The sequence below is a fragment of the Streptomyces sp. Ru72 genome, assembly GCF_002920635.1.
Taxonomy (GTDB): Bacteria; Actinomycetota; Actinomycetes; order Streptomycetales; family Streptomycetaceae; genus Streptomyces.
On sequence record NZ_PQSR01000098.1, the window covers coordinates 18,927 to 30,408 of the forward strand.

General features: G+C 71.0%; 10 protein-coding genes and 2 pseudogenes. 5 read left to right on the forward strand and 7 right to left on the reverse strand.

The window, feature by feature from the left end; all coding sequences use genetic code 11:
* Positions 1-819 carry a hypothetical protein gene (locus C3488_RS31605; protein ID WP_103844311.1) on the reverse strand — a complete coding sequence of 273 codons (819 nt, stop codon included), beginning with the start codon at positions 817-819 and terminating at the stop codon, positions 1-3.
* Positions 820-979: 160 nt separating this feature from the next.
* On the opposite strand from C3488_RS31605, the gene C3488_RS31610 reads away from it, so the two are divergent.
* The 4 genes from C3488_RS31610 (at position 980) to C3488_RS31625 (ending at position 4,307) form a co-directional block, all read left to right on the forward strand.
* Positions 980-1,627: an RNA polymerase sigma factor gene (locus tag C3488_RS31610; RefSeq protein WP_103844312.1), complete on the forward strand. Its 648-nt coding sequence runs from the start codon at positions 980-982 to the stop codon at positions 1,625-1,627.
* Entirely contained in the window at positions 1,624-2,388 is a 765-nt protein-coding gene (locus C3488_RS31615; RefSeq protein WP_103844313.1) for a hypothetical protein, read from the forward strand. The genes C3488_RS31610 and C3488_RS31615 overlap by 4 nt, the downstream gene beginning before the upstream one ends.
* Positions 2,389-2,511: 123 nt before the next feature.
* Complete coding sequence (locus tag C3488_RS31620; protein WP_103844314.1) at positions 2,512-3,342, forward strand: alpha/beta fold hydrolase; 831 nt, start codon at positions 2,512-2,514, stop codon at positions 3,340-3,342.
* A 245-nt stretch (positions 3,343-3,587) separates the two neighbouring features.
* Positions 3,588-4,307, forward strand: coding sequence for a hypothetical protein (locus tag C3488_RS31625; RefSeq protein WP_146067969.1), 720 nt, complete (start codon positions 3,588-3,590; stop codon positions 4,305-4,307).
* A gap of 138 nt (positions 4,308-4,445) precedes the next feature.
* Here C3488_RS31625 and C3488_RS31630 read toward each other — a convergent pair.
* The 5 genes and pseudogenes from C3488_RS31630 to C3488_RS31650 form a co-directional block, all read right to left on the reverse strand.
* Positions 4,446-5,337: pseudogene (locus C3488_RS31630) on the reverse strand (DUF3427 domain-containing protein); the annotation flags it as partial.
* Positions 5,316-5,705 carry a hypothetical protein gene (locus C3488_RS31635; RefSeq protein WP_146067970.1) on the reverse strand — a complete coding sequence of 130 codons (390 nt, stop codon included), beginning with the start codon at positions 5,703-5,705 and terminating at the stop codon, positions 5,316-5,318. The pseudogene C3488_RS31630 and the gene C3488_RS31635, both read right to left, overlap by 22 nt.
* A gap of 165 nt (positions 5,706-5,870) precedes the next feature.
* Entirely contained in the window at positions 5,871-6,881 is a 1,011-nt protein-coding gene (locus C3488_RS31640) for a hypothetical protein (RefSeq protein WP_103844317.1), read from the reverse strand.
* Between the two features lie 73 nt (positions 6,882-6,954).
* Positions 6,955-7,836, reverse strand: a complete 882-nt coding sequence (locus C3488_RS31645) for a pentapeptide repeat-containing protein (protein ID WP_181139278.1) — start codon at positions 7,834-7,836, stop codon at positions 6,955-6,957.
* 326 nt (positions 7,837-8,162) lie between these two features.
* Positions 8,163-9,638 carry a glycoside hydrolase gene (locus tag C3488_RS31650; RefSeq protein ID WP_103844319.1) on the reverse strand — a complete coding sequence of 492 codons (1,476 nt, stop codon included), beginning with the start codon at positions 9,636-9,638 and terminating at the stop codon, positions 8,163-8,165.
* A gap of 336 nt (positions 9,639-9,974) precedes the next feature.
* Here C3488_RS31650 and C3488_RS31655 point away from each other — a divergent pair.
* Positions 9,975-10,787 (forward strand): annotated as a pseudogene (locus tag C3488_RS31655) (class E sortase).
* Positions 10,788-10,916: 129 nt separating this feature from the next.
* On the opposite strand, the gene C3488_RS31660 reads toward C3488_RS31655, so the two are convergent.
* A partial coding sequence (locus C3488_RS31660) for an MFS transporter (protein ID WP_146067971.1) occupies positions 10,917-11,482 on the reverse strand: 566 nt, incomplete at its 5' end.

Here is an 11,482-nt window from a genome sequence, read left to right on the forward strand (position 1 = left end):
TCAGGGGGCCTCGGTCACTTCACGGGGCTTGTGGGACGAGCCGATCGCGCGGCCCTTGGGGTTGGGGGCGGCGGCATGGGTGGCGGCCGGGGCCGGAGCCGAGGACGCGCCGGCGGCGGGGGCGGACGTGGCCGCGGGGGTGGCGGGTGCTGTCGGCCGCGCGGTGGCGCGGGAGGTCTGCCGCGCCGTGGTGGGGCTCGCGCTCCCTGTGGGCCGGCTGGCTTCCGGGGAGGTGTCGGGGGCGGCCGCGCTGGGCTTGGCCGGGTGGTGCGCGGGGTCCGGCTGGGGAACGAAGGGGGCGTCGAGGGTGGGACCGCCCAGCGCGGCGCTGATCAGCAGCGCGACGTAGCCGCCGGCGGGGATCAGCAACAGCCGGGCGGCGCGCAGCACGCGGCGCTGGCGTCGCCCCGAGGAGTCGACGAAGACGGGCCGCGCCGAATCGCTGCCGGCTGCGTCCGGGGCCGGTACGTGGCCGGGTGTGTCGGGTTCCGGCGGCGGCACGGTGAGGACGTCACCATGAGGGGCGTCCCACGCCGCGTGAGCGGGGACCGGTCCGGTCGCGCAAGGCTGCGTGCCGGTCGCGTAAGGCTGCGTGCCGACCGCGTAAGACGGCATTCCGGTGGCGTAGGGATCCGGTCCCGTCGCCAGGGGGTCACCGCCCGGGTGCGCCCACTGCCCGAGTTGTGTCGGGTCCCAGGGCAGGGTGGCGGCGTCCGTGACGGCGCTGCCGCCGTAGTCGTACCCGTGGGCATACGGGTACCCGGCACCGCCGTACGGATCCTCGCCGTACGTTCTGCCGCTTTCGTCCGTCCACTGCACGAGTTGTGCCCCCTGTCTGACCGGCCTGCCGACTCGGCCGACCGCAATGAGAGAGCCCACTCGGCCGGAAGTGTTACACCTCGTCCCTGCGGTGCGGGACGAGTCGGACAAACGGCGAGGACTCGGGCCGGTGGCCTGTCGGGACCCGGCGTGCGGCAGGATGACCACCGTGCGTGAGGCGAGGAGAGACCCGGCGGCCCGGGACCGGCAGAGGCAGGACGCCGCCCTCACCGATGCCGTGCACGCCGCCCAGAACGGTGACGAGGACGGGTTCCGCCGCGTCTACCGGATGGTGAACCCGATGCTGCTGCGCTATGTGCGGACGCTGGTCGGCGCGGCCGACGCGGAGGACGTGATGTCCGAGGCATGGCTGCACATCGCCCGTGACCTCCGCACGTTCCACGGGGACGGTCCCGGGTTCCGCGGCTGGGCCGCCAGGGTCGCCCGCAACCGGGCGCTCGACCATCTGCGGCGCTCCGGCCGGCGCCCTGTGATCGGCGGCGACGAGAACGACCTGCTGGAGCTGCCGTCGGCGTCCGACACCGCGGACGAGGCGCTCGAATCGGTCTCCACGGACCGCGCCCTGGCACTCATCGCGAGCCTGCCCCGCGACCAGGCGGAGGCGGTCCTGCTGCGCGTCGTGCTGGGGCTCGACGCCAAGCAGGCCGGACGGGTGCTGGGCAAGCGTCCCGGCACCGTACGCGTCTGCGCCTACCGGGGCTTGAGGAAACTGGCCGAGATGCTGCACAACGGTCAGCCGCCACGACCGGCCGTGGGCCGACCGGCGATACTGGAGGACACCGCGTGAGGAAAGGACAGCGGAGCCGGCTGGACGACCGCACGGCCGAGCGGTTGCTGCGGCGTGTACCGGGTGCGGGCGGTGAGGAGTTCGGCAGCCTGTCGGCGGTGCTGCGGGCGGCGGCCGCGACCCCCGAGGACGTTGCGTCCGCAGACGGCGAGGAGGCCGCGGTGGCCGCCTTCCGGGCCGTGTCGGCCGGAGCCCTTCCGGCCGCGTCGGCGGGCGCGCCCCGATACCGCCGCCGCAGGACACCGGGATGGGCCAAGGCCGGGATCGGCGCGGTGACGGCCGCGCTGACGTTCGGCGGGGTGGCGGTGGCCGTCCAGACCGACGCCCTCCACCTGCCCCTCCCGGGAGGCTCCGGACGGACTCCGGGCGGAGCCCAGGTCTCCGCCTCCTCCCACCCGCGGCCCTCGACGACGCCCGCACCCGGCGAACTCCCCGACGCCGACGCCACCGGCGCGGCCCCGGCAAGCGGGAAGCCCGCAGCCCGCTCCTCCTCCGACGCGGCGGACCCGTCCGCGGCAGCCCAGTCGCTGCGCAGCCTGTGCACCGCCTACCGGGGCGCCCGGCAGACCCACGGTCATCCGCCAACCGCACCGCGGCGCCTTGTCGAGGCGGCGGGAAGCGAAGCGGCTGTCGCGGACTACTGCGCCCATCTGCCGGCGCCGGACGGCGGCCGCGACGGCGGGGGCGGCGACGCGGGGGGCAGTGGCGCCGCCGGGAAGACACCGTCCGCTTCTGCCGGTTCCGGCAAGAAGGGGCAGTGACACCGGCCCCGCGCCGCGACGGCGTGTAAGCGCACGCGTCCGGGGCAGGCGTGGCCCTCGGGCGGGACGGTCCCCGTGCGCTGACCCACCTGCCGCACCGGCGCGACCGAGAGGAACGCATCCATGACCGAATGGCAGCTGTCCCGGACGTTCACCAGCACATCAGGTGCCGTCCGCTGGGACCGCCTGGGGCACTCCGGCCGGCAGCCGGTCGTCCTTCTCCACGGCACCCCGTTCTCCTCGTACGTATGGCGAGCCATAGCCCGATCGCTCGCACGTGACCACCAGGTGTTCGTCTGGGACATGCCGGGATACGGCCTGTCGGAGAAGTCCACGGGCCAGGACGTGTCCTTGGCCGCCCAGGGCCGGGTCTTCACCGAGCTGCTGAACCACTGGGGACTGGAGGAACCGCTCGTGGTCGCCCACGACTTCGGCGGCGCGGTCGCCTTGCGGGCACACTTGCTGCACGGCGCCCGCTACCGGGCCCTCGCCCTGGTCGATCCGGTGGCGCTGGCCCCGTGGGGCTCGCCCTTCTTCCGGCTCGTCCAAGAGCACGCGGAAGTCTTCGAGCAGCTGCCGCCCGCACTGCACGAGGCCCTCGTCCGCGAGTACGTCAGCTCCGCCAGCAGCCCGGGCCTGCACCCCGCGGTCCTTGACCGGCTCGTCCAGCCCTGGCTCGGAGACCCGGGCCAGGCGGCCTTCTACCGGCAGATCGCACAGGCCGACCAGCGCTACACCGACGAAATCCAGGAACGGTACGGGCAGATCGAGATCCCGACGCTGGTCTGCTGGGGCGAGAACGACACCTGGATCCCCGTGGCGAAGGGACGAGAGCTCGCCGCCCTGATCCCGGACGCGCGATGGGAACCGATCGCCGACGCGGGCCACCTGGTCCAGGAGGACGCCGCCGCGGAACTCACGGCGGCGCTCATCGCGTTCCTGCGCGCGTACTGACGGTCAGAGCGGGGCCGTGCGTGGCCTCTATCGGCGCGTTTGCGCGTGGACGGCGAGGAGTCCTCTGCGGGCCTCCGAGGTCACCGACCCGTCTTCAGCCGTGGACCGGGGTCTGGCATTCTGGGCCGGTGACTGACGGGGAGCTTGGAGACGGTCGCGCCACGCGAGGCCGAGGCGACGCATCCCAGCGGCGGCGTCGGCGCGGGATAGCCGCTTCTGTGTCACTCCTGGCGGCCGCTTTGGCCGTGGCGCACGTGATCTGGCCAGACGTCAAGATCGATACGATCACTGTCGGGCTGCTCGTGGTCGCCGTCGTCCCCTGGCTGGGCGACGTGCTGGAGAGTATCGAGCTCCCGGGCGGCCCCCGATTCGAATTCAGGCGGCTGGAAGACCGCATCGAGGCCGCGGAAGCGCGGACAACGCGCCTCGATCAGGAGGTTGACGGAGTAGCCGCAACCGCACGCGTGGCGCTTGCCGCCGCGGGCAGCGCCGAGCGGGTGGACGACACGGCGGATGCCCGCGCAGCACAGGCGACGATGGAGCGCCTCGCCTCCGAGTACACCCGCCTACGCCGAACCGAGGCCGGCGGCCCCGCGCGCACCGCGAAACAGGAGCGGATCTTCGCCGACCTGTTGCGGGTGACGCCGCACATCCCCACCCTGGACCTCCGGACCATGCTGGCGTCCGAAGACCCCGGGACCCGCCTGTCCGCCCATGCCCGCCTGTACGCCGTCCCGGACGCGACGAAGTTCGACCTGCTCGTCGACGCGGTTGTCCGTGAGCAGTTGCCCTTCATCAAGTACTGGGGATTCAACGTCCTCGACCGTGTGGTCGACGAGTTGGGCGCGGATCAGGTACCGGTGGGCGTCGTGAGGCGGTTGCGAGCCTGCCTGGCCACGCTGCCTCCGGGCAGCGATGAGGCCCGGTCTCTGCGACGAGTGCTGGCAAAACTCACCACGGATTGAGGCGCTTCTCGACGAGAACGGGCCCGCTCGGCGGACACGGCCGGGACCCGGACGACGTGCTAGACCGGGCCCAGGCGCATTTCGAGGCTGAGGTCGGTACCGGCTGATGTGTCGGCGGATGGCCCTCCCGGGCCCAGGTCAGCTTGCTGTGATGGCCGAGTACGTCCACACGTCGGCCGGAAGCTCGTACTTCAGGCGCCAGGTGACCGCCATCGGCTTGCTGCCGGTGTGACCTTCGTATGTGGCCGGACCAAGGAGTATCCAGGGCTGAGGCTTGCCTATGTCGGTATTTTTGTAGCGCCGCATAAAGAGCAGGATGTGACTGCCGCGTTGTGCGTGGTCCCGGTAGCGCATACCGGTGTGGGAATCGGCCGCCGTCGAGTTCTGCGACTCCCAGTGGAAGAGCGTCGGACTCAGCGCGTAGTCCTTGTACCGGACGGTGGGTGAGAAGTCCTTCTCGTTCTTCTCGAGTGTGATGAGCAAGGCATCCGTCTGGAGTTCCTCGACCCACTGCACGCCCTGCGCGAAGGACCTCGGCATCTGGCCGCCGAAGCGCGCCACCCCGAGAGCGGCAAGGATCTCCGAGCGGTTGTACGCGCTGTGCACCTTCAGTGGGACACGGCTGAGGCGGCCCGGCAACGGGATGGGGAAGTGGTCGGCACGCTCGATGACGTGCGAAAGCAACTGCCTCAACTCGTCCCGGAACGCCCACTGGGGGCGCAGTGACTCCAGTCCCTCCTGAAAGCTGCTGAAGCCTCCCGCGTTATCCCACAGGTTGAAGAACAGCATGCGGGTGTACGACTGATCGGTCGGCTCCAGTTCCTCGTATGGCGGGGCGTCGTCCCTGAGGAGGCGGAGGTAGGCCTGGGCACGCTCGGGATCGTCCATCGACGAGCCGGTTCCGCGGCAGGTTCGTCAGAGCTCGGAACTGCTCCTCGAAGCGGAACTCCGCCCGGTGCTGTCCGATGAAGTCGAGGACCGTGAGCACCGGCTTCGTCTCGGTGCGCCTCAGCCCCCGGCCCAACTGCTGGGCGGGCGGATCGTGTAGGCGCCCGGTGCCTCCTGCCTGGCGAGGGCGAGAAGCTGCCGCGGGCCGTCGGCGACCGTGCTGATGGGCTCCGCGTCAATCCGGCCGGCCGTACAAGTGGCCAGGGACTCGAGTATCTGGTTGACGAAGGGGACCTGCTGGTCGGGCGGGAGCTGGTTGAGCCTGTGGGCGACTACCTCACCGATGTGACGAGCCAGCACATGAGGTGAGGATTCGGCGCTGACCTCTGCGTCGATGGCCTTCCATCCCATGGCCTCGAGCTGCCCCAGCTCCTGTTGCACGCTCTGGGTGATCAGCTTCTCGTACACCCCGGCCACCGGCTGTGCCGGACCCCCCGTTCCCGTCACCATGACCCTCTCGATCGCGCGTCGATGTGGCTTTGTTCTAACAGGAGCCACCGACAAGCGAAGGTCATGTGCCGAAAAGTGATCGTTTTCGGGTGTCGAGAGCAGCAATTGAGGTGGAAGGCATGAGATTTCAGAGGGCTGTGCCCTGCCACCGAGGCCGGGGGACCCTCAGCCTCCGTGGCACGCCTCATAAACCGCCCCCGACCCACACCAGCACCCATCCCCCCGCCCCGGCGGCCAAGCCACAGCCCGCCCCCGTGCGGCCAAGATCGTCGCGTACTGCGGTAGCAGTGCCGCATCCCCCGGTGACGCGCCCTCCGAGGCCGCGAACGCCTCGTACGACGGCACCGTTCCGGACACGATCCCCAGGTTCCCCGTTCCCGACGCCGAAAGCTCCCTCAGTGACGCCTCTATCGTCGCCAGGTGCTCCTCGTGCGAGGGGTACTCGGCGGCCAGCGACGGGTACATCGCCACCAGCTCCGCCAGCTCGCCCGCCGGCCAGTGCAGGACCGCCACCGGGAACGGACGGGACAGGGCCTCCCGGTAGGCGCCCAGTTCTGCTCGGAGGCGGGTGATCTCCGCCTTCAGTTCCGCCGGGTTGTTCGAGCCGAGGGTCCAGATGCGCTTGGGGTCGTGCAGCTCGTCGAGGGTGATGGAGGAGGAGTGGACGGTGTCCGCCAGGGCGTCCCACTCGTCGTGGGCCGCGCCCAGCATGCGGCGGACCCGGTGGCGGCCGTAGAGGAGGGGGTGCGTGGACTGCGGCGGTTCCGTCCCGTCGCCCACCAGGAGCCGCAGGCCCTCCGTGAACGTCTTCTCGGCCGCCTCCAGCTCGTCGTGCGACTCCAGGGACTCCGCGACGATCACCCAGGGGGCGGGGTGCCGCGGGGCGGCCGTGCGGATTCCCTCGATGATCGCCCGCGCTTCCGCCTCGTGGTCGTACTCCCACAGGTTGGACGCCTTCAGGGCGCGTACCAGGTGGGGGTTCTCCAGCGGCTCGCCGGAGGACAGCAGGCGGTCGTACAGCGCGGTCGCGCCCGGGCGGTCACCGGCCAGTTCCCGGTGTGCCGCGGCCTGCAGCAGCAGGTGCTCCGCGTCCTCGGGATACAGGCCGGCAGTCCGCTCCAGGCGTGCTGCTTCGGCGTTGTGGTCGACGTTCTCGGCAGGCGTGTCGGGGCGCATGGGGGACACGGTACTGCCGTTGGCCCGCAAGCATCAGATACCGGCAGGTCAGTGAGCAGCGTGCCTGACATTGTCAGGGATGCCTGGTTCGCGGGTCGGTTGATGGAGTGGGGGGAGAGGATGTGGGCGGCGGTGACGACGGCGGCAAGTCCCCTTCGGGGCGGTGGACGTCCGTCAGGACCGTGTCGTCGAGGCGTACGGTGCCCAGCTCCGCCTCGGCGAGGTCCGCTCCGACCAGAGATGCTCCACCGAGGTCCGCGTCCGTCAGATCCGCCTGCCGTAGGCCCGCCTTGTTGAGGGAGGCGTTGCGCAGGTCCGCGTGCATCAAGGTGGTGGATTTCAGGTCGGCCGAGTCCAGGCGGGCGTCGGTCAGGTCTGCCTCTGTGAGGTTGGCCCCGGTCAAGGCCGCGCTGGTCAGGTCTGCTCCGGAGAGGGCGGCGCCCTGTAATTTGGTCTGTTTCAGCGAGGCGCGGCGCAGGATCGCGCCTGACAGGTCCGCGTCCTGCAGGTCGGACTTCGTCAGCACCGCACCGGTGAGGTCCGCCTTGGTCAGGTCGGCACCCTGGAGGCTCGCGCCGATCAGATAGGCATCTCTGAGATCGAGACGTGTGGCGCCGTCGTGGACGGGATCGCGGTGGGTCAGTACGAAGAGTGCCGCCTGGACGTCGGGAGCCTTCTCAGGTGTCGACAGTTTCTTGGTGGCATGGGTGCGGATGTGCGCGGCCAGCATGGCGATCACTTTCGGTTGATCGCGAGGGAAGTCCTCCATGATGCCTTGCAGGGAGAAGACTGCGCCTCGGCGGATGGTCGCGGAGTCGTTGTCCAGGCGTTCCAGGGCCCTGTCGTACCGGTCGGCGATCTGTCCCTGTTCCGAGATGGCCAGTTCTCTGGACACCTGGGTCACCGACACCCAGGTGAAGATCAGTGCGGCGACCGCGGCGAGGCCCGGGAGCATCGCGGCCGTCGCAGCCAGCCGGTTGCCCCAGGTGCTCGCCTCCGGGGCTGGGGTGTGGCCGGGTCCGCCGGCGCCGGAGGTCCGCTGCGGTGCTCCGCGGCGGTTGCCCGGGCGGCGTGGGCCGAGTGGAGTCCTGTGGCCTTGTCCGCTGCCTCGTTCGGCTCGCACCCGGCGGTCCGCTATCCGCCGCAGCTGCCTGCTTCGGGCCCCCGCCCGCGGTGTGCCTGTGATCATGACTGCTATTTGAGCGGAGGGTGGCCTGGTGGGGAAAGGCGGGGCGGCGAGGGTTCACAGAACCCTCGCCGGCCCCCTCCAGCGGTAGCCGTCTATACGGCCACCCCGTCCACCTGGAGCGTCTGCACCGCGCCCGCCGCGAACGGCACGCTCAGCGTCTTGCCGCTCAGGTAGGTGTCCGAGTGTGCCGTGTACAGGTCGCCGCCACCGCCCGTGACCGTGTTCCAGCGCGGGACCACGCCGCCCGTGCCGCCCGTCACCGTCGTGAAGCGGGAGAGGTCGAAGGTCAGGGTCTGGGCGGAGGCGGACTTGTTCGCCGCCACGATCACCAGGCGCTTCGCCGGCTTGTCCAGGGCCGCGACCGCGTAGTCGACGCCCGTGTCGAGGATCGTCATGCCGGGGCGGACGTGGCGGCTGAACTGCGCCATCACGTAGTACTTCGTCTGCACCGCGCCCGGCTGGAGCGTGCTCGCGTCGTAGGCGATCATCGCCCAGCTCGCCGTCGGGTCCATCACCTGCCAGTACACCCATGCCGTCGGGTGCAGCCAGCGGAAGTCGAGGAGCAGGTTGCTCGCCAGGGTGAGGCCGGTGGCGTCGCCGTCGCCCGTCTCCGAGTTCCACAGGGCCTTGCCCGACGTCTGCACCACGTCCGTGTAGAGGAGGTCCCTGCGGCCGCCGGAGCCCTGGTAGCCGTGGACGTTGACGCGGTTGACGTAGCCCTTCGTCGTCGAGCTGAAGGAACCCCACGTCGTGCGCGCCAGGTCGTAGCTCGTCTCGTCCGACGCCGAGATCCTGGTGCCCGTCAGGCCCCGCTTGTCCAGCTCACTGCGCAGGTACGGCAGGACGGCCGACTGCACGGACGCGTCCATGTGGCAGCCCTCCTGGGTGCCGTCCGCCTTCCACCAGCCCGACGACGGCTCGTTGAAGGCCTCGACCGTCGTGAAGTTCACGCCCCAGTTGTTCTTGGCGTAGAGGGCCACGGAGGCCAGGTGGGAGGCGTGCTGGCGGTAGTTCCAGGACTGGAGGTTGTTGCCGCCGTCGGAGGCGCCGGACGGGTTGTGGTTCAGGCACATCCACCACATCGGGGAGTTGGCGAACAGCTCGCTGATGGCGCCGCGTTGGGTCGCCTTGACCAGCATCGCGCGCTGGGTGGCGTCGGCCGTCCACTTCCAGGCCGAGGAGGTCGGGTCCTCGTTGTTCCAGTCCTGCCAGTAGCCCTCGATCTGCTTGAAGGACGGGATGTTGGGAGAGGCGACCATCGACGCGCCGCCCACGCTGTTCCAGCTGCACGCGCCGAGGTTGTAGCGGGCGATGTTCAGGCCGAGGCCCGGGAGCGTCCTGCCGTTGTACGACACCGACTTGGTGGTGAAGAAGATGTCGGCGAAGTCGTCCCGCGCGCCGAAGACGTTCGCCCACCAGGCGAGGGAGGTGCCCCAGCCCTCCCAGCTTCCGTATGTGGTACCGGGGTTGACCGCGATGGTCGCGTCCGCGTGCGCGGTGCCGGTCGCCAGGGCGCTTCCGAGGAACGTGCCGCCCGCCGCGGCCAGCAGGGTTCTGCGTCGGATCATGGGCTTCTCCGCCTCTCCGAGCCGCTCGAACGCCGGGTCGTCCCCCCGGCGTCGACCGGTTCCGCTGGATGCAACACGAAGGATCGGGTGTGGCCCATGGGGTTGTCGAGGGTTCTGACGGCCCTTTCTAAAACCGGTAGATGAAGCGGAAGAGGAGGAACGGAGGGGAGGGGCAGGCGGCAGGGAAGGGGGCGGGGAACGGAGGGGAGGGGAGTGCATCGGGCGCAGGGGGCTGGTGACTTGAAGGCGCCTCTTCTATCGTGCGGGCGGCCCCGGCGGCGTGCACCCCCGCCGCGCGGCGGGGCTCCCGGCGAAGGAGGCGTACGCGTGCGGACTCTGCGGGCTTCCGTCGTCGTGCACCGCACCCGGCGGCGCCGTGCCCTCCGCAGGCGTGCGCTGTGGACCGGTGGGGAACTCCTCGTCACCGTCGGCCTGGTGCTTCTGCTGCTCGTCGTGCACGAGGTGTGGTGGACCAACCGGGAGGCGCGGCAGGGGGCCGAGCGGAAAGCGGAGGCCCTGGAGCGCGAGTGGGGAACGGCGCCGACTACCGGCACGGCGGGGACGGCGGCGATCGTGGGGACGCCGTCGACCCCGGGCGCGGACGACGGCGGGGCCGGAGGCGGTTCCGGGACGCCGGCCGCCTCCGACGCGCGACGCGGAGGCGGCGGCGAGGGCTTGGGGCAGCTGAGTCCCACCCCCTCCCAGGCCTACGCCGTCCTCGTCGTCCCGCGTCTGCACCTCCGCGTTCCCGTCGCCGAGGGTGTGGGCGAGGCGGAGGTGCTGAACAAGGGGTATGTCGGCCACTATCCCGGCACCCAGCAGCCGGGGCGGGCCGGGAACTTCGCCGTCGCCGGGCACCGGAACACGCACGGGGAGCCGTTCCGGTACCTGAACCGGCTGCGGGTCAAGGACCTCGTTCAGGTGGAGACCGGGGCGGCCGTGTACACGTACGCGGTCGACCAGGTCCTGCCGGAGACGTCCGCCCGCGACTCGGGCGTCGTACGGCCCGTGCCGCGTTCGGTCGTCTAGCCCGCCTACGGGTACGGCGACCCCGGGTACTACATCACCCTCACCACCTGCACTCCGGAGTACACCTCCCGGTACCGGCTGGTGGTGTGGGGCAAGCTCCTGTCCATGCGGCCCCGGTGATGCAGGAAGTCCTCACGCCGGCCTGGTGATTGAGGAAGTCCTCACGCCGGCCTGGTGATTGAGGAAGTCCTCACGCCGGCCTGGTGATACAGAAAGTCCTCACGCCGGCCCCGACGATTCCCGAAGCGCTCACGCCCGCTCCCGCAGCACCAGGACGGCGACCGCGCCGACAAGCGCCAGGCCCGCCGAGACGACCGCGGCGACGTCCGCCCCGTGCGCCAGTGAGCCGGGACCGCCCGATGTGGCCAGGGCGATGGTGAGGGCAACGCCCGCGCAGGAGCCGATGTAGCGGAACGTCTGCTGGGCGCCCGAGCCCATCGCCGCGCGCTCGGCGGGAACCGACTCCACGGCGACCAGGGGGAGCGCCGCGTTCAGCAGGCCGCTGCCCACGCCTCCGATCATCAGGCCCGGCAGCACGCGGGTCCAGGAACCGGAGCCCACCGCGCCGAGCAGCGTCAGGACGGCGCCGGCGTGCAGCGCGAAACCGAGGGCCAGCTGGTGGCGGGGCGCCACGCGGCCCGGCAGCCGCTTCACCTGGAGCGCGACCAAGAAGGACAGCCCGGACCAGAGCAGGAACAGCCACGCCGTGGCGATCGGGCTCAGGCCCATCGTCCGTTGGAGCAGCGTCGGCAGGAAGGTGAACAGGCCGATCACCGCGAGGCCCGTGAACAGACCGCCCGCCGCGGAACCGAGGA

Coding starts and splice junctions, on each gene's coding strand:
- C3488_RS31640 (WP_103844317.1), bottom strand. CDS start 6,881: ATGCGCCCCGACACGCCTGCCGAGAACGTCGACCACAACGCCGAAGCA.
- C3488_RS31645 (WP_181139278.1), bottom strand. CDS start 7,836: ATGCTCCCGGGCCTCGCCGCGGTCGCCGCACTGATCTTCACCTGGGTG.
- C3488_RS31635 (WP_146067970.1), bottom strand. CDS start 5,705: ATGGTGACGGGAACGGGGGGTCCGGCACAGCCGGTGGCCGGGGTGTAC.
- C3488_RS31650 (WP_103844319.1), bottom strand. CDS start 9,638: ATGATCCGACGCAGAACCCTGCTGGCCGCGGCGGGCGGCACGTTCCTC.
- C3488_RS31610 (WP_103844312.1), top strand. CDS start 980: ATGACCACCGTGCGTGAGGCGAGGAGAGACCCGGCGGCCCGGGACCGG.
- C3488_RS31620 (WP_103844314.1), top strand. CDS start 2,512: ATGACCGAATGGCAGCTGTCCCGGACGTTCACCAGCACATCAGGTGCC.